The 16,283-nt window shown below is 72.8% G+C and carries 14 protein-coding genes; 3 read left to right on the forward strand and 11 right to left on the reverse strand.

Annotation, left to right across the window (positions count from 1 at the left end):
* Positions 1-18: 18 nt before the first annotated feature.
* The 4 genes from MDN94_RS01680 to MDN94_RS01695 all read right to left on the reverse strand — a co-directional run bounded on the left by MDN94_RS01680 (position 19) and on the right by MDN94_RS01695 (position 5,213).
* Positions 19-927 (reverse strand): ribonuclease Z, encoded by a 909-nt coding sequence (locus MDN94_RS01680; protein WP_482724224.1) that lies wholly within the window; start codon positions 925-927, stop codon positions 19-21.
* A gap of 16 nt (positions 928-943) precedes the next feature.
* Complete coding sequence (locus MDN94_RS01685; RefSeq protein ID WP_482724225.1) at positions 944-1,303, reverse strand: histidine triad nucleotide-binding protein; 360 nt, start codon at positions 1,301-1,303, stop codon at positions 944-946.
* A gap of 132 nt (positions 1,304-1,435) precedes the next feature.
* Positions 1,436-4,639 (reverse strand): S41 family peptidase, encoded by a 3,204-nt coding sequence (locus tag MDN94_RS01690; RefSeq protein ID WP_482724226.1) that lies wholly within the window; start codon positions 4,637-4,639, stop codon positions 1,436-1,438.
* 46 nt (positions 4,640-4,685) lie between these two features.
* A complete protein-coding gene (locus MDN94_RS01695) occupies positions 4,686-5,213 on the reverse strand; it encodes a hypothetical protein (RefSeq protein WP_482724227.1) in 528 nt (175 codons plus the stop codon).
* A 74-nt stretch (positions 5,214-5,287) separates the two neighbouring features.
* Between MDN94_RS01695 and MDN94_RS01700 the strand changes: the two genes are divergently transcribed.
* Complete coding sequence (locus tag MDN94_RS01700) at positions 5,288-5,680, forward strand: hypothetical protein (protein ID WP_482724228.1); 393 nt, start codon at positions 5,288-5,290, stop codon at positions 5,678-5,680.
* Positions 5,681-5,951: 271 nt separating this feature from the next.
* On the opposite strand, the gene MDN94_RS01705 is transcribed toward MDN94_RS01700, so the two are convergent.
* From MDN94_RS01705 to hrcA, 4 genes are all read right to left on the reverse strand, one after another.
* Positions 5,952-6,695 carry a 16S rRNA (uracil(1498)-N(3))-methyltransferase gene (locus MDN94_RS01705; protein WP_482724229.1) on the reverse strand — a complete coding sequence of 248 codons (744 nt, stop codon included), beginning with the start codon at positions 6,693-6,695 and terminating at the stop codon, positions 5,952-5,954.
* Entirely contained in the window at positions 6,695-7,771 is a 1,077-nt protein-coding gene (locus MDN94_RS01710) for a nitronate monooxygenase (RefSeq protein ID WP_482724230.1), read from the reverse strand. Before MDN94_RS01710 ends, MDN94_RS01705 begins: the two co-directional genes overlap by 1 nt.
* Before the next feature lie 467 nt (positions 7,772-8,238).
* Positions 8,239-9,375 (reverse strand): molecular chaperone DnaJ, encoded by a 1,137-nt coding sequence (gene dnaJ, locus MDN94_RS01715; RefSeq protein ID WP_441262941.1) that lies wholly within the window; start codon positions 9,373-9,375, stop codon positions 8,239-8,241.
* A complete protein-coding gene (gene hrcA, locus MDN94_RS01720; RefSeq protein ID WP_482724231.1) occupies positions 9,376-10,401 on the reverse strand; it encodes a heat-inducible transcriptional repressor HrcA in 1,026 nt (341 codons plus the stop codon).
* Between the two features lie 186 nt (positions 10,402-10,587).
* Here hrcA and MDN94_RS01725 point away from each other — a divergent pair, with 186 nt between their 5' ends.
* Together MDN94_RS01725 and MDN94_RS01730 are read left to right on the forward strand one after the other, a co-directional pair.
* The gene (locus MDN94_RS01725) at positions 10,588-11,310 is read left to right on the forward strand and encodes an MBL fold metallo-hydrolase (RefSeq protein ID WP_482724232.1); all 723 of its coding nucleotides are present in this window, start codon (positions 10,588-10,590) and stop codon (positions 11,308-11,310) included.
* 26 nt (positions 11,311-11,336) lie between these two features.
* Positions 11,337-12,143: a DUF3097 domain-containing protein gene (locus MDN94_RS01730; RefSeq protein WP_482724233.1), complete on the forward strand. Its 807-nt coding sequence runs from the start codon at positions 11,337-11,339 to the stop codon at positions 12,141-12,143.
* On the opposite strand, the gene MDN94_RS01735 is transcribed toward MDN94_RS01730, so the two are convergent.
* The 3 genes from MDN94_RS01735 to MDN94_RS01745 form a co-directional block, all read right to left on the reverse strand.
* Complete coding sequence (locus tag MDN94_RS01735) at positions 12,140-12,718, reverse strand: Uma2 family endonuclease (protein ID WP_482724234.1); 579 nt, start codon at positions 12,716-12,718, stop codon at positions 12,140-12,142. The two genes, MDN94_RS01730 and MDN94_RS01735, sit on opposite strands and share 4 nt — an antisense overlap.
* 100 nt (positions 12,719-12,818) lie before the next feature.
* Positions 12,819-14,051: a radical SAM family heme chaperone HemW gene (gene hemW / locus MDN94_RS01740; RefSeq protein WP_482724235.1), complete on the reverse strand. Its 1,233-nt coding sequence runs from the start codon at positions 14,049-14,051 to the stop codon at positions 12,819-12,821.
* Between the two features lie 14 nt (positions 14,052-14,065).
* Positions 14,066-16,153, reverse strand: coding sequence for a SpoIIE family protein phosphatase (locus MDN94_RS01745; protein WP_482726971.1), 2,088 nt, complete (start codon positions 16,151-16,153; stop codon positions 14,066-14,068).
* Positions 16,154-16,283 lie beyond the last annotated feature (130 nt).

A 16,283-nucleotide genomic window follows, 5' to 3' on the forward strand; every position in this document is an offset into this window, starting at 1 on the left:
CCGCGAGGGACCGTCGCCTCAGGACCGCTTGGGCACCGGAATGCGCCACAGGTCCCTGGCGACGGTCACCTCGCCGTCGAAACCCGCCGCCCTGGCCTGCCGCTCGAACTCGGCGGCGGCGTCGGTGTAGCGCTGCGAGAAGTGCGTCAGCACGAGGTGGCGCACGCCGCCCCGGTGCGCGACGGCACCTGCCTGACCCGCGGTCAGATGGCCGTGCTCGGCGGCCAGCCGGCCGTCCTCGTCGAGGAAGGTCGACTCGATGACGAGCATGTCGCAGCCCTCTGCGAGCACATGTACGCCGTCGCAGAGCCGGGTGTCCATCACGAACGCGAACCGCTGACCCCGGCGCACCTCGCTCACGTCGTCGAGCGTGACGCCGCCGAGCTCGCCGTCCCGCTGGAGCCGGCCCACGTCCGGGCCCTTGATACCGTGCGCGGCCAGCTTCTCGGGCAGCATCCGACGGCCGTCCGGCTCGACGAGCCGGTAGCCGTACGACTCGACGGGGTGCGACAGCCGGTGCGCGTGGAGCGTGTACCCGCCGGTCCGCGCGACGACGCCATCGGCGGCGACCGGGACCTCCTTCAGCTCCACCGTCTCGCGGTACGCCGTCGCGTACCGCAGCCGGTCGAAGAACCGCTGCCCGCTCGCCGGGTAGTGCGCGGACACCGGGTGCGGCACCTGGTCGAGATTGATCCGCTGGATCACACCGGAGACACCGAGGGAGTGGTCACCGTGGAAGTGCGTGACACAGATCCGGTTGATGTCGTGCGCGGACACCCCGGCGCGCAGCATCTGCCGCTGGGTGCCCTCCCCGGGATCGAAGAGGATTCCCTCGCCGTCCCAGCGCAGGAGATAGCCGTTGTGATTGCGGTGCCGGGTCGGGACCTGGCTGGCGGTACCCAGCACCACGAGTTCGCGTACGGACACTGAGCGGTCCTCCGGTCTAGCCGGGGGGCCACTCGAGGCCGCGGCCTCCGAGGACGTGCGCGTGGGCGTGGAAGACGGTCTGCCCGGCGCCGGACCCGGTGTTGAAGACGACCCGGTAGCCGCTCCGGTCCGCCTTCTCGTCGGCGGCGACCTGCCCGGCCTCGTGCAGCACGTCGGCGGCCAGCTGGGGCGCGCCGGCGGCGAGGGAGGCGGCGTCCGCGTAGTGCGCCTTGGGGATGACGAGGACGTGCGTGGGGGCCTGGGGGTTTATGTCGCGGAAGGCCAGGGTGGTCTCCGTCTCACGCACGACCGTGGCGGGCACCTCCCCTGAGACGATCTTGCAGAACAGACAGTCCGCCTGCGGTTCTCCGGCCATTCCCCGGTCCTCCCTCGAGCTCGACCACTTCCGTCGGCATGCTATCGGCCCGGCCGCCTCCGGCTCGGCCCGGGCGCGGCCCGCCCGTCTCCGGCCAAGGGGCCGGGAGGGCGGACCGGGGCCCGGCAGCGGCTAGGGAAGGGACGGCGGCTGCTTCGCCGGGGTCGACGCGAGTGCCTCCAGCGCCAGACGCACCGCCTCGTCCAGTTGCGGGTCGCGTCCCGCCGCGTGGTCCTGCGGGGCGGGGACGACCTCGACGTCCGGGTCGACGCCGCGGTTCTCCACATCCCAGCCGTAACCCTCCAGCCAGAAGGCGTACTTCGGCTGGGTGACCAGCGTGCCGTCCACGAGGGAGTAGCGGCTGTCGATGCCCACGACGCCACCCCAGGTGCGCGTGCCGACCACCGGGCCGATGCCCAGCGCCTTGATCGCCGCGTTGACGATGTCGCCGTCGGAGCCGGAGAACTCGTTGGCCACGGCGACGACCGGGCCCCGCGGCGCGTCCAGCGGGTAGCTGGACGGCTGCATTCCGCGCGGCAGGTCCCAGCCCACGATGCGGCGGGCCAGCTTCTCGACGACAAGCTGCGAGGTGTGCCCTCCGCGGTTCTCCCGCACGTCCACGACCAGGCCGTCCTTCGCCACCTCGACCCGCAGGTCGCGGTGGATCTGCGCCCAGCCGGGGGCCTGCATGTCGGGCACGTGCAGATAGCCCAGGCGGCCACCGGACTTCTCGTGCACGTAGGCGCGCCGGTCGGCGACCCACGCGTGGTACCGCAGGGGTTCCTCGTCGGCGAGGGGGACGACCACGGCGTGCCGGGGGTCGCCGCCGCCCGCCGGTGAGACGGTCAGTTCGACGGCTTTGCCGGCCGCGCCGACGAGCAGCGGCCCGGGGCCCCTGACCGGGTCGACGGGCCGGCCGTCCACGGCGAGGAGCGTGTCACCGGCGCGCAGGGCGACGCCGGGCGCGGCCAGCGGCGAGTGCGCGTGGGGGTCGGAGGACTCGGAGGGCAGGATGCGATCGATTCGCCAAGTGCCTTCCTCGGTGCGGGAGATGTCCGCGCCGAGCAGTCCCTGCCGGGTGGAGGCGTCGCCGTGGTCGCCGTGCGGGACGACGTACGCGTGTGACGTGCCGAGTTCACCCTGCACCTCCCACAGCAGGTCGACGAGGTCGTCGTGGGTCGCGACGCGATCGAGGACGGGCCGGTAGCGCTCGAGGACGCCCGCCCAGTCGACACCGCCGAGGTCGGGCCTCCAGAAGTGGTCCCGCATGAGCCGCCCGGCCTCGTCGTACATCTGCCGCCATTCGGCGGCCGGTTCGACGGTGCGGCGCACCCGGGACAGGTCGACGGTGACGCTCGCGGCGCTGTCGTTGTCCCCGCCGTCGTGCGAGGCCTCGCGGTCGCTGGGAACGACCTTGAGCTTGTCGCCGGTGTACAGCAGCAGCCGCTTGCCGTCGCCGCTGACTCGGAAGTAGGAGGCGTCGGAGGCGAGTTCCTCGACCCGCTGCTGCCCGAGGTCGTACCGCTCCAGGGTGGTCCGCGGCCCCGGGTCGTCGGCGGTGGCGCGGCCTGCGCCGAGGACGCCGCGCAGCGGGTGGCGCAGCCACAGCAGTCCGTCCTTGGCCGCGCGCAGGGTGGAGTAGCTGGCGGCCTCGACCGGGAACGGCACGATGCGGTCGGCGAGCCCGTCGAGGTCGATCCGGGTGGTGGGCGCCGATCCGTCGTCCGTCTCCGACGAGCCGTCCTTGTCCGCTTCGAAGGGCCGCCCGTGCCGCTGCGGACCGAAGGGCGAGGGCGTGGTGGCCGCCAGGGTGATCAGGTGCGGCCGGCAGCCACCGACGAAGGCGAGGTCGAAGACGTGCGCGTCGTAGACGGGGTCGAAGGCCCGCTCCGAGAGGAACGCGAGGTGCTTGCCGTCCAGGGTGAACGCCGGCTGGAAGTCGGCGAACCGCAGCGGCGTCGCCTCGGAGACGCTCAGATCACCGGTGTTGGCGAGTTTGATCTGCCGCAGCGGGCTCGGGCCGGGGTGCGACCAGGCGAGCCATGCCGAGTCGGGCGAGAAGACGAGGCCGTCGGCGTCGCCGTGCTCGCTGCGGTCCACCTCACGGACCTCGCCCGTCTCACGTTCCACGAGGAGTACCCGTCCGTCGTGCGAGGCGACGGCGGCACGGCTGCCGTCGGGGGCGACGGCGAGTGACAGCACCCGGCCGAGCCGGCCCGCGGCGAGCCTGCGCGGAGTGGCGCCGGGGGCGGTACCGGTGGCGGGCGCGAACTCGAGCGCGTCGTCGCCCTCCGCGTCGGTCACCCACACGACGTACTGCTCGCCGTCGACACCGAACGTACGCGGCAGCCTCGCCCGTACGCCCGGTTCGACGGCGAGCGAACGCGCGGGTCCTCCGCGGTGGGTGACCCAGTGGATGCCGCCGCGGATCTCCACGGCGCTGCCGCGGCCGGTGTGGTCCGGGTCCGCGGCGCCGAGGTGGTGGCCTGCGTCGATCGGCCGTGGCTGGAGATCGGTGCGCTGGCCGCCGAGCCGGATGTCCAGACGGCGCGGCTGCTCACCGTCCAGGCCGTCGAGCAGCCACAGTTCGCCGGCGCAGGTGTAGGCGACACGAGTGCCGTCGGTCGCCGCGTGGCGGGCGTAGAAGCCGTCGACGCCGGTGTGGCGGCGCAGGTCCGAGCCGTCCGGCAGGGACGAGTAGAGGGCGCCGACGCCCTCGTGGTCGGAGAGGAACGCGACCCGCTCGCCCACCCACAGGGGGTACTCGACGTTCCCGTCGAGGTCCTCGTGGAGGCGTACGAACTCGCCCTCGGTCTCCCCCTCGATCCACAACTTGCCCGCCGTGCCGCCGCGGTAGCGCTTCCAGGCCGCGGCCTCACGCCCCATGGTGGCCGACAGCAGCAGGGTGCGCGGGCCGTACGCGACGCCGCCGACGGGCCCGTACGGGAGGACGCCGGCGGGGCCGCCGTCGAGCGGCACCGCGTGCGCCCAGGTGCGGCGCAGCGACGCCTGCCCGTGCGTGGTGAGCGCCAGGACCCTGCCGTCGGGGGTCCAGCCCCGTACGGAGGTCCTGTGGCTGCCCCAGTGGGTGAGCCGGTCGGAAGGGCCGCCTTCGACAGATGCCAGGTGGACCTCCGGCGTGCCGTCCCGGTACGAGGACCAGGCGATACGGGTGCCGTCGGGTGAGATCCTGGGGTGGTTCACGGGCATGTTGTCGGCGCTCACGCGCCACGCCCGGCCGCCGTCGAGCGGCGCGACCCAGACGTCGTCCTCGGCGGTGAAGGCGATCAACTCGCCGTGCAGATGCGGATACCGGAGGTAGGCAGGGTGCGTCACACCGTCACCCTAGGCAGGTGGGAGCCTCAGGGGTGCGGTTTTTGGATCACTTGCCCGGAAGAGCGGTCACCGTTTCGGTGACGGTGACCGTGACGGTCGGGTACGGCCCTCCGGGAGCGGGAGGTTCAGCGGCCGGCGCACTGCTCGGTGCGGCGCTGCAGTCGCCGAGCATGGTCGCCTGAAAGACGATCTTCTTCTCGATCCTGGCGGTCAGATCGCCGCGGACACACTTCCCGCCGCGTTCCTCGGTCACCTTGCCGGTGACGGTGATGTCCTGACCGGATCCGGTCTCACCCTGGCAGTCCACGGTGGCACGTCCCGGACCGGTACCGGGCGAGGCGGTCGAACCCGGCGAGGCGGTGACAGGGATGTCGGCCTTCGCCGTGCAGCTGAGCCAGGCGACCTCGAACTCGAGCCGCTCGAGCGTGCTGGTCGCGGTCAGGTCGGTGGTGACGGCCACGGCACCGGTGTTCAGCCCTCCTGCGGTGGGCTCACAGGCCACGAGGGCGGGAACTGCCGCTGCTGCGACGGCGATCGCGGCCAAGGCGCGCCGTGCTCTGGTCCGGGCGGGCATGAAGCCAGAGTGCCAGCACCGCCCCGCCGGTAAAAGAGTGGTTGCGGCCATGGTGGGGCCCGTACGGTCGGGCCATGGCCAGGAAGCTCCGGCGCGCCCGCCGCCTCGTCGTGGACGCGGACAACGTGTACATGTGGTCGGTGAGACACCGGCACACCCGGGACGGCGCCGGAACCCGTGACTGCCGTACAACGCTGTGGCTGCGGCGCGAGGGGACGCAGCGGCGGGTGGCGGTCGTCTTCCGGGAAGGTCCCGGCCGGGTCGTGTCCGGCGGATACTTCGAGGCGGGTGCCGTGGTCTCCGGCGGGACGTGGCTGAATCTCTACGAGCCGGGCGTGGCACGGCGGTTCCTCGACGCGGCAACGGCCCGCGGTCTCCTGCCGGGAACGACGACGACGGTCGAGACCGACGGGTGGCCGCTGTTCGACGCGGTGGCCGCCGACGTCCCGGCGGGACCGGCGGGCTGAGGCTCCGGACGGCGCCTGCCGGCCTGTTGGCCACCGCCCCTACCGGCGGGCTGAGTCCTCGGACCGCCGCCCCTGCCGGCCCGTTGAGTCACCGGACCGCGTCTTCCGGCCGACTGCCCCTGGGACCGCCCCCGCCGGCCGGGTCTCGGGCGACCCCTGCCGGCGGGGGGATTCGACGGACCGCCCGTTCCGGCCGGTCGGGCCGACAAGCAGCCCTACGGGGCTGAGCCCCGGGACCCCCATCGCGGCTGGGCCTCGGGCCGCGCCCCGTTCAGGACCAGCGGCCGGTGCGGCCCAGCAGGAGCGCCGTCGCCGCCGTGCCGGCCGTGGACGTACGCAGCACGCTGCGCCCCAGCCGGTACGGCCCGGCGCCCGCCTCCGCGAACAGGCCGAGTTCCTGCGGGGACACCCCGCCCTCGGGGCCGACCACGAGCACGATGGAGCCCTCCGTGGGGAGCTTTGCCGTGGCGAGCGGCATGGCGCCCTCCTCGTGGAGCACCGCGGCGAAGTCCGCGTCCGCCAGAAGTGCCGCGACCTGCTTGGTCGTTGCCGGCTCCGCGACCTCCGGGAAGCGGAGCCTGCGCGACTGCTTGCCCGCCTCACGGGCCGTCGCCCGCCACTTGGCGAGCGACTTCGCGCCGCGTTCGCCCTTCCACTGGGTGATGCAGCGCGCCGCCGACCACGGCACGACCGCGTCCACGCCGGTCTCGGTCATGGTCTCCACGGCGAGTTCGCCGCGGTCACCCTTGGGCAGCGCCTGCACGACGGTGATGCGGGGCGTCGGCTGCGGCTCCTCGGGACACTCGCGCACCTCCACCGTCAGACGGTCCTTGCCCTCCGTGGAGACGACGGAGCCCGCCGCTCCGCGGCCGCCGCCGTCCGTGAGGACGATGTCCTCGCCCGGCTGGAGCCGGCGCACCGAGACGGCGTGCCGCCCTTCCGGGCCGTCCAGGACGACGGCCGCGCCGGGCGCGACGCCTGCGAGCGATTCGACGAGGAAGACGGGAGCGGTCATCACACACCACCGCCGAGCGACAGCGCGGCCCGTGCGGAGTCCGCCTCGGAGGCGAGCACCCCCACAAGCTGGGCGGCGGGCATCTCACGCGCCAGCCGGTGCCCCTGTCCCGCCCACAGCGACATGCCCTGCGCGTCGCCCGCCTTCGCGGCGGCCTTGCGCAGCCCGCTCGTCAGATGGTGCACCTCGGGGTACGCGGCCGGCGCGTACGGCCCGTGCTCCCGCATGAACCTGTTCACGAGGCCCCGCGCGGGCCGCCCGGAGAAGGCCCGGGTCAGCTCGGTGCGTACGAACAGCGGGTTGGTCATGGCCTGTTTGTGCACCTGGTGCGCCCCCGACTCGGGGCACACCAGGAACGCGGTACCGAGCTGGGCGGCGTCCGCCCCGGCCGCCAGGACCGCGGCGATCTGACTGCCGCGCATCAGTCCGCCGGCGGCGATGACAGGCATCTGTACGGTCTCCTTCACCAGTGCGAGAAGCGTGAGCAGTCCGTAACCGGACCCGTCGGTCGCGGGGTCGTCCCGGTGCGTGCCCTGATGGCCGCCGGCCTCGACACCCTGCACGCACACCGCGTCGGCACCTGCCCACTGGGCCGCCTGCGCCTCCTCCGGCGTGGTGACGGTCACGATCGTGAAGGTGCCCGCCTTGCTGAACGACTCGATGACGCTGCGCGAGGGACAGCCGAAGGTGAACGACACGACCGGGACGGGGTCGTCGAGCAGGATCGCGAGCTTCGCGTCGTAGCCGTCGTCCCGTCCCCTGTCCGGATCACCGAGCGGCGTCTCGTACCAGGCGGACTCACCGGCGAGCTGGTCCCGGTAGACGCCCAGGGCGGCGGGGTCGGCGTTGCCGGGCTGCGGCATGAACAGGTTGACGCCGAAGGGCCGCGCGGTCAGCCCGCGGACCTGCTTGACCTCTTCGTACATCCCGTCCGCCGTCTTGTACCCGGCGGCCAAAAAGCCCAACGCACCGGTCTCCGACACGGCGGCGACCAGCTGCGGACAGGAAGCACCGCCGGCCATGGGAGCCTGCACGATCGGATGACGGCAGAGGCCGACCAGCGCGGATGACGACATGCAGGCATCGTGCCACGTCCCCGCGACGGGTCCGAATCCCCCATTCCGCGTAGCGCCCGTGCGGGGCGTGTTCACCCTCTACGGCCCGGCGGCCGTGGGGCCCGCTTCCCGAATCCGTGCTCCGCCCGGACGCGGCACCGGGCTCCGGGCGGTGTTCGGGGGCTCCTCCCCCTACGCCTGGCGGCGTGGGGACCCCCACCGCACCCTCGCGCCTCAAAAGCCGGCGGGGCTGGGGTCGCCTGGCAACTTCAGCCCGCCCGGGGGCACTTCACACGGCCGCCGGGCCGCAGGGGGAGATTGAGGGCACCGCGCGAAGCACGGTACGCCGCCCGCAGGGCGTACGGGCTCCGGGGCCTGCCCCGGTTCGGGAAGTGGGGGTGGTCCCCCACGGCCGCCGGGCGCCGCCGGGCCGCAGGGGGAGGGCAGGGGAAACGGCCCGCGCAGCGGCCGCGTCGCCCCGCCACCGGCTAACGCCCGTTGAACGCGTCCTTCAGCCGCGAGAACAACCCCTGCTGGCCCGGCTGGAACTGGCCCAGCGGCCGCTCCTCGCCCCGCAGCTTCGCCAGGTCCCTCAGCAGTCGCTCCTGCTCCGGGTCCAGCTTCGTCGGCGTCGTCACCTCGACATGCACGATCAGGTCTCCCCGGCCGCCGCCGCGCAGGTGCGTGATGCCGCGGCCGTGCAGCGGGATCGACTGGCCGGACTGCGTGCCCGGTCGGATGTCGACCTCCTCCACGCCGTCGAGCGTCTCGAGCGGGCACTTCGTGCCCAGCGCCGCCGCGGTCATGGGGATCGTCACCGTGCAGTGCAGGTCGTCGCCGCGCCGCTGGAAGACGGGGTGGGCGACCTCGTGGATCTCGACGTACAGGTCACCGGCGGGGCCGCCGCCGGGGCCGACCTCGCCCTCGCCCGCGAGCTGGATCCGGGTGCCGTTGTCGACACCGGCCGGGATCTTCACCGTCAGCGTCCGCCGCGACCGGACGCGGCCGTCGCCGGCGCACTCCGGGCACGGGGTCGGCACGACCGTGCCGAAGCCCTGGCACTGCGGGCAGGGCCTCGACGTCATGACCTGGCCCAGGAAGGACCGTGTCACCTGCGAGACCTCACCGCGCCCTCGGCACATGTCGCAGGTCTGCGCCGATGTGCCGGGTGCCGCGCCCTCGCCGGAGCAGGTCGTGCAGACGACGGCCGTGTCGACCTGGATGTCCTTCGTGGTGCCGAAGGCCGCTTCGTTGAGCTCGATCTCCAGCCGGATCATCGCGTCCTGGCCGCGGCGGGTGCGCGAGCGCGGTCCGCGCTGCGACGCCGTGCCGAAGAACGCGTCCATGATGTCGGAGAAGTTGCCGAAGCCGCCCGCGCCGAAGCCCCCGGCGCCGCCGCCTCCTGCCTGCGACAGCGGGTCGCCGCCGAGATCGTAGACCTGCTTCTTCTGCGGGTCCGAGAGCACCTCGTACGCGGCGTTGATCTCCTTGAAGCGCTCCTGCGTCTTCGGATCCGGATTCACGTCCGGGTGGAGTTCGCGCGCGAGGCGGCGGAAGGCCTTCTTGATCTCGTCCTGCGATGCGTCGCGGCGTACGCCGAGTACGGCGTAATAGTCCGTGGCCACTTACGACTCCGCCAGGATCTGTCCGACGTAACGTGCCACTGCGCGTACCGCTCCCATCGTTCCGGGGTAGTCCATGCGGGTCGGTCCGACCACGCCGAGTTTCGCTACTGCCTCGTCGCCCGAACCGTAGCCGACCGAGACCACGGACGTGGAGTTGAGGCCTTCATGGGCGTTCTCGTGACCGATACGTACGGTCATGCCCATACCGCCCGACTCATTCGCCTCGCCGAGCAGCTTGAGGAGCACCACATGCTCCTCGAGCGCCTCCAGCACGGGCCGGATGGTCAGCGGGAAATCGTGTCCGAAGCGGGTCAGATTGGCGGTGCCGCCGATCACGAGCCGCTCCTCGGTCTCCTCGACCAGGGTCTCGAGCAGTGTGGAGAGCACCGTGGAGACGGTGCCGCGGTCCTCGTGCTCGAAGGAATCGGGAAGATCCTGCACCAGCTGCGGGACGTCCGCGAAGCGGCGCCCCACGACCCGGCTGTTGAGCCGGGCCCGCAGGTCCGCGAGTGAGGCGTCGCCGAACGGGGCGGGGCAGTCGATCATGCGCTGCTCGACCCGGCCCGTGTCCGTGATCAGCACGAGCATCAGGCGGGCGGGCGCGAGGGAGAGGAGCTCCACGTGCCGGACCGTGGACCGGGTCAGCGACGGGTACTGCACGACGGCGACCTGCCGGGTCAGCTGCGCCAGCAGCCGCACCGTACGTCCCACGACGTCGTCGAGGTCGACCGCCCCGTCCAGGAAGTTCTGGATGGCGCGGCGCTCCGGCGACGACAGCGGCTTGACGCCGGCCAGCCGGTCGACGAACAGCCGGTATCCCTTGTCCGTGGGGATCCGTCCGGCGCTGGTGTGGGGCTGGGCGATGAAGCCCTCCTCCTCCAGCACGGCCATGTCGTTGCGGACGGTGGCCGGGGAGACGCCAAGGTTGTGACGCTCGGTGAGGGCCTTGGAGCCGACAGGCTCCTCGGTGCCGACGTAGTCCTGGACGATGGCGCGCAGCACCTCGAGCCTGCGTTCGCTGAGCATTCGCGCACCTCCAGCTGTGGTTCCTCTGTGTGTCCTGGCACTCGGTGCGCCCGAGTGCCAGCATTCCCCCGGCCAGTGTACGGCTGCGGGGTACACAGGTAGCAAGGGCGGCCGACCGTGCGGTCGGACACGCGCTCGTGCGGCCCGCGCAGGTCGATGCGGATGTGATGCGGATAGCGTCGCCGTATGGACGTCAGTTGGGAAGACTTCGGCTGGGAACGGCTGGCCGAGGGAGTCGGCCGCCGCCGCCTCCCGGGATGGGACGCGACCGTCGGCCTGGTCGCGGGCGAGGACGGGGTGCTGCTGTACGACACGGGCTCCACGCTCCGTGAGGGCGCCGAGCTGCGCGCCCAGGCGCAGGCGCTGACGGGCGGGCGCCGCGTGACGCACATCGCACTCAGCCATCCCCATTTCGACCATGTGCTGGGCACGGCCGCCTTCTCGGGGGCGGAGGTGTACGGGGCTGTGGGCATGGACACGCTGCTGCGCCGGGAGCGGGACGAGATCCGCGACACCGCGATCCGGCACGGGGTCGCGCCCGAGGACGCGGCGGAGGCCGCGGACATGGTGGTGGCGCCGCAGCATGCGGTGTCCGGGGAGTGGACGCTCGACCTGGGAGGGCGCCAGGTGCTGCTGGCGAACGTGGGCCCCGGCCACTCGGGCCACGATCTGGCGCTGCTGGTGCCCGCGGAACGGGAGGTGGTGTTCTGCGGAGACCTGGTGGAGGAGTCCGGGGAGCCCCAGGCCGGCACGGACGCCGTCGGTCCGCGGTGGCCCGCCGCCCTCGACAGACTGCTGGCGCTCGGCGGCGAGGACGCCCTGTACGTCCCCGGGCACGGCGCGGTGGTCGACGCGGCGTTCGTACGGGCCCAGCGCGACGAACTGGCGGCGCGTTTCGGCGTGTCGTAGCGGCGTGCGGCCGTATCGTCGTGCGAATGCGCAGCTACAGCCCTGATCTCACGCCGCCGTGGAAGCGGTCGAAGCCCGTGCCGGAGGTCCCGGCCGACCCCGAGCTGGTGGTGGAGGAGGTGTCGACCGGCTTCTGCGGCGCGGTGATCCGCTGCGAGGCGGGCACGGTCACCCTGGAGGACCGCTTCGGCAAGCACCGCGTGTTCCCGCTCGAGCCGCGGGGCTTCCTGCTGGAGGGCAAGGTCGTCACGCTGGTCCGTCCGACCCCGGCGGGCCCGTCCCGTCCGTCCCGAACGGCCTCCGGCTCTCTCGCCGTTCCCGGTGCCCGGGCCCGGGTCGCCCGCGCGGGCCGCATCTATGTGGAGGGCCGCCACGACGCGGAACTCGTGGAGCGGGTGTGGGGCGACGACCTGCGCATCGAGGGCGTGGTGGTCGAGTACCTGGAAGGCGTCGACGACCTGCCGTCGATCGTGGCGGACTTCTCCCCCGGTCCTGACGCCCGTCTCGGCGTCCTGGTGGACCACTTGGTCGAGGGCTCCAAGGAGTCCCGTCTCGCGGCCTCGGTCACGGACCCGCACGTGCTGGTGGTGGGCCACCCGTACATCGACGTGTGGGAGGCGGTGAAGCCCTCTTCCGTGGGGATCCCGGCGTGGCCCACGGTGCCGCGCGGACAGGACTGGAAGACGGGCGTCTGCCGCGCCCTCGGCTGGCCGGAGAACACGGGCGCGGCCTGGCAGCACATCCTCTCCAAGGTCCGCTCGTACAAGGACCTGGAGCCTGCGCTGCTGGGGCGGGTCGAGGAGCTGATCGACTTCGTGACGGTGTCCGACTAGCGGGGAGAGACCGGCAGGGTCCGGAACCGGGACGTGTCGAGCGTCAGGTCGAGCACGTCCACAGGCAGCGGGTCACCGAACTTGACGGTGCGCTCCACCTGGTACCGGGCTGCCTCGCCCGAACCTGTGGGTTCCGTAAGAAGGACGCAGCGGGCCGCGAACGGGTCGACGATCAGGTAGGCGTCCACCTGCCCGGCCGCGTACATCGAGGGCTTGAGCCGGTAGTCGCGGTCGGCGCTGGTCTTGGAGACCACCTCCATGACCAACGTGACGGCAGGCGCGGGAACGAGGCGGCCGGGGCCTTCGAAAGCCCCCTCTTCATGCACCACGAGGTCCGGCTGGGGCTCACTCGACTCGCCGGGGATGGCAAGGTCCTGGGTCTGGAGCGGATACCAGCGCTCAAGGCGGAGAATCTGCTTCTGTACCTGCAGAACGATCATGTTGTGGACCCAGTCGGGCCCTGCCATCATGACGATCTCCCCCCGCAAGAGCTCCGCCTTGAACCCCTCGGGAACATGCAGGTTCTCGTAGAGGTCGGCAATCGATGCAACAGGCCGGTCATCCACAGCGGTCATCTCCGTGGCCCTCGTCGTCCGCCGCATTCTTCGAGCAGCAGGCTAGGGACACCGTAGGTAGTCGAACGGTCCTTCTGCAGGGATTCGCTCCGGCGGGTGATCAGTCCACCAGGTCCCGCACCACCGCGTCCGCCAGCAGCCGTCCCCGCAGGGTCAGCACCGCGCGACCGGCCTCGTACGGGCCGGGCTCCAGCAGCCCGTCGGCCAGGGAACGGGCGGCCGCCGCGAGGCCCGCCTCGCGCAGGAGGTCCAGCGGTACGCCCTCACGCAGCCGCAGCTCCAGCAGGATGCGCTCCACGCGGCGGTCCTCCTCGGGGAGGAGCTCGCGGCCCGCGCCGGGCGAACGGCCCTCCGCCAGGGCTGCCGCGTACGCGCCCGGGTGCTTTACGTTCCACCAGCGCACGCCGCCGACGTGGCTGTGCGCCCCCGGGCCGGCGCCCCACCAGTCGGCACCGCGCCAGTACAGCTCGTTGTGCAGACAGCGGCCTTTTGCCGAGGTTGCCCAGTTGGACACCTCGTACCAGTCGTAGCCGGACGCGCGGAGCATCTCGTCCGCGATCAGATAGCGGTCGGCGTGGACGTCGTCGTCGGTCATGGGCACCTCACCGCGGCGGATGCGGCGCGCGAGCTGTGTGCCCTCCTCCACGATCAGCGCGTACGCCGACACATGGTCCGGTCCCGCGCCCACAGCGGCCTCCAGCGAGGCCCGCCAGTCGTCGTCGCTCTCGCCGGGGGTGCCGTAGATCAGGTCCAGGTTCACATGGTCGAAGCCCGCGGCCCGCGCCTCGGCGACGCACGCCTCCGGCCGGCCGGGGGTGTGCGTGCGGTCGAGCACCTTGAGCACGTGCTGCCGTGCGCTCTGCATACCGAAGGAGACGCGGTTGAAGCCACCCTCCCGCAGGGCCGCCAGATAGGCGGGGTCGACGGATTCCGGGTTCGCCTCCGTCGTGATCTCCGCGTCGTCGGCGAGAGAGAACTCCTGACGCACCACGTCCAGCATCCGTACGAGATCATCGGCGGCCAGCAGTGTCGGAGTGCCCCCGCCGACGAACACCGTCCGCACCGGCCGCGGGTCGTCGCCGAGGACCTTGCGGGCCAGGCGGACCTCGTCCGCCAGGGTCTCTGCGTAGTTGTCGCGGGAGGCGAGCACTCCTCCCGAGCCGCGCAGCTCGGTGGCCGTGTACGTGTTGAAGTCGCAGTAGCCGCAGCGCGTCGCGCAGTACGGCACGTGCAGGTAGAAGGCCAGCGGCCGGGCTTCGGCGCCGTGGAGGGCGGACGCGGGCAGCGCGCCGTCCTCGGGCATGGGCTCGCCGTCAGGCAGTACGGAAGGCATGCCCCCATTGTCCGTCACCCGGCAGGTCGCCCCGCCTGGAGCACCAGCAGCGCGAGATCGTCCCCGGGCGGCGTCGGCGCGAACGCGTGCACCGCGGCCCTGATCCGTTCGGCGACGCCCTGCGCCGTGAGCCCGGCGCATCCGGACAGCACGGCCGCGAGACCGTCCTCGTCGTCGAACATCCGCGATCCCGAGCGCCGCTCGGTCACCCCGTCGGTGACGCACAGCAGCGTGTCACCGGGATCCAGGTCGAACGTGTGGCTCTGGTACGCGACGTCGTCGACGACCCCGAGCAGCACCTGCGGCTCGGCGAGGGCCCGTACGGTGCCGTCGGGCCGCAGCAGCAGGGGCAGCGGGTGCCCGGCGCTCGCCAGAGTGCAGCGGGCGCCGCCGTCGCCGGACGGTGACGGCACGACCTGGCCGTACAGCAGCGACAGGAAGCGCGCGTGCTGCCCGTCCGGGAGGCCGGGCCCGTGCCCGCCGGTGACGATCAGGGCCGCCGCCTCCGCCGCCTCCATGGCGTCGTCGAGGAGGAGGCCGTTGAGCCGGTCGAGGACCTGGCCGACCTCGTAGCCCTCGCGGGCGAGGAGCCGCAGCCAGGGCCTGGCGAGACCGGTGACGACGGCGGCCTCCGGCCCGCTGCCCTGGACGTCGCCGAGCATGAAGCACCAGCGGCCGCCGGACCCGGCGGGGAAGACGTCGTAGAAGTCGCCGCCGGCGACACCGTCGTCACTGGGCTCGTAGACCAGGAACGTTTCGACGCCCGGGATCTGTCCCACCCTGCTGGGCAGCAGGCCGCGCTGGAGAACGCGGCTGATGGTGGCCTGCCGGGTGTACCGGCGGGCGGCGCTGACGGCCAGGGCGACCCGTCGGGCGAAGTCCTCGATGAGGGCCGCCACTTCGGCGGGGACACCCGCCGGGCCGTTCTGCGCGACGAGCAGCACGCCGAGACGGTGGCCGCCGACTCCGAGGCGGTACGCCAGGGCGGTGGCCGGTTCATCGTCGGCGGGAAGGGGGCCCGTCGGCTCCTGGGTGCCGGTGACGGCGGGCGGCCCGGCCACGCCCGGGAAGGGAGTGTCGGCGCCGGGCATGGGCGGGTGCGGCGCCCCGGCGGTCCCCCACGTGCGAGGGGCGTCGTGCGTCACCGCGCCGCCGTAAGGGGACGCGGGGTGCTCGCCGCGGGTCCCGTCCGGCCAGGCCACCGGGACCGGTCCGCCGTCCGAGACGAGAGGGAGCAGCGGCGGCTCCTCGCCCAGGGCCTCCCGCAGCGGCCCGACACGTGCCTCGTCGCTGTGCCACACCCCGACGAGCCTCGCCCGGGCCCCTCCTCCCCCGGCCCCGTGTCCGTGCGCCTTCGTTCCGCCGTCCAGCCAGATCGCGCACCGGTCGGCGAGCCGCGGCACCAGCAGCTGGCCCGCCAGCGCGGCGACCATGTCCTCGTCCAGTTGCCCGGCGAGCAGGTCGGACGCCTCGGCGAGGAACGCGGGCGCACCGCGGCTCACCCACTCCAGGTCGTCACGCCCGCGTCCCGGCACGGACGTCTCCGTCCCGTCCGTGCCCCGGCGGGCGGGCGGTGCCGCGTACGCGGCGGCGGGCGGGCGGACGTCACGGCCGTCGAGCGGCAGGCGGGCCCAGACGGTCTTCAGCGCGGCATGGAAGGTGATGCCCCAGCGTTCCGCGAGCGAGGCGACGAGCTGAAGGCCACGGCCGTAGTCCGCGGTCCCTGACTCGTCGGCGCTGTACGGCCCGCCGGTGACGGCGCTGGCGGGATGGTGGTCGGAGACCTCGACCACCAGCGCGGCCGGTTCCTCGTGCGTGGAGTCCTCGAACCGGCAGAGCAGTTCCGCCGCGGTGCCAGCGTGCACGACGGCGTTGGTGACGAGCTCGCTGACGACGACAGCCGCGTCGTCGGCCAGCCGGTCGGCGCAGGAGCCGCCGGCGAGGAGACCGAGACCCGTCCACCCGTCGACGGCGTCGCGCACGAAACGGCGTGCCGCGGCCGGGGCCAGGAGGTTGCCGGGCAGGCTGGTGTGCGCGACCAGCCTGGGGTCGAACCGTGCCGGCCACACGGGAGTCGAAGAGTTGCCGGTCTCGCGCTGCATCGGAATGGACCCCACCTGCGGCTCCTGGTCGGTGCTGGCGTGCGCCGCTTATGACACCGACAGAGTGACAGACCGAGGGGGCTCATAAGCACCGAGTCACCGAACTAGGGGGAAGGAAACCGGCAGGAAG

It is taken from the genome of Streptomyces sp. WAC00040 (assembly GCF_056835925.1).

Excerpts from the sequence above, each read along its gene's own strand:
- hemW (WP_482724235.1), bottom strand. The coding sequence starts at position 14,051 with ATGCCTTCCGTACTGCCTGACGGCGAGCCCATGCCCGAGGACGGCGCG.
- MDN94_RS01705 (WP_482724229.1), bottom strand. The coding sequence starts at position 6,695 with ATGACCGCTCCCGTCTTCCTCGTCGAATCGCTCGCAGGCGTCGCGCCC.
- MDN94_RS01700 (WP_482724228.1), top strand. The coding sequence starts at position 5,288 with ATGGCCAGGAAGCTCCGGCGCGCCCGCCGCCTCGTCGTGGACGCGGAC.
- MDN94_RS01685 (WP_482724225.1), bottom strand. The coding sequence starts at position 1,303 with ATGGCCGGAGAACCGCAGGCGGACTGTCTGTTCTGCAAGATCGTCTCA.
- MDN94_RS01695 (WP_482724227.1), bottom strand. The coding sequence starts at position 5,213 with ATGCCCGCCCGGACCAGAGCACGGCGCGCCTTGGCCGCGATCGCCGTC.
- MDN94_RS01730 (WP_482724233.1), top strand. The coding sequence starts at position 11,337 with ATGCGCAGCTACAGCCCTGATCTCACGCCGCCGTGGAAGCGGTCGAAG.
- MDN94_RS01710 (WP_482724230.1), bottom strand. The coding sequence starts at position 7,771 with ATGTCGTCATCCGCGCTGGTCGGCCTCTGCCGTCATCCGATCGTGCAG.
- MDN94_RS01745 (WP_482726971.1), bottom strand. The coding sequence starts at position 16,153 with ATGCAGCGCGAGACCGGCAACTCTTCGACTCCCGTGTGGCCGGCACGG.
- hrcA (WP_482724231.1), bottom strand. The coding sequence starts at position 10,401 with ATGCTCAGCGAACGCAGGCTCGAGGTGCTGCGCGCCATCGTCCAGGAC.
- MDN94_RS01735 (WP_482724234.1), bottom strand. The coding sequence starts at position 12,718 with ATGACCGCTGTGGATGACCGGCCTGTTGCATCGATTGCCGACCTCTAC.
- MDN94_RS01725 (WP_482724232.1), top strand. The coding sequence starts at position 10,588 with ATGGACGTCAGTTGGGAAGACTTCGGCTGGGAACGGCTGGCCGAGGGA.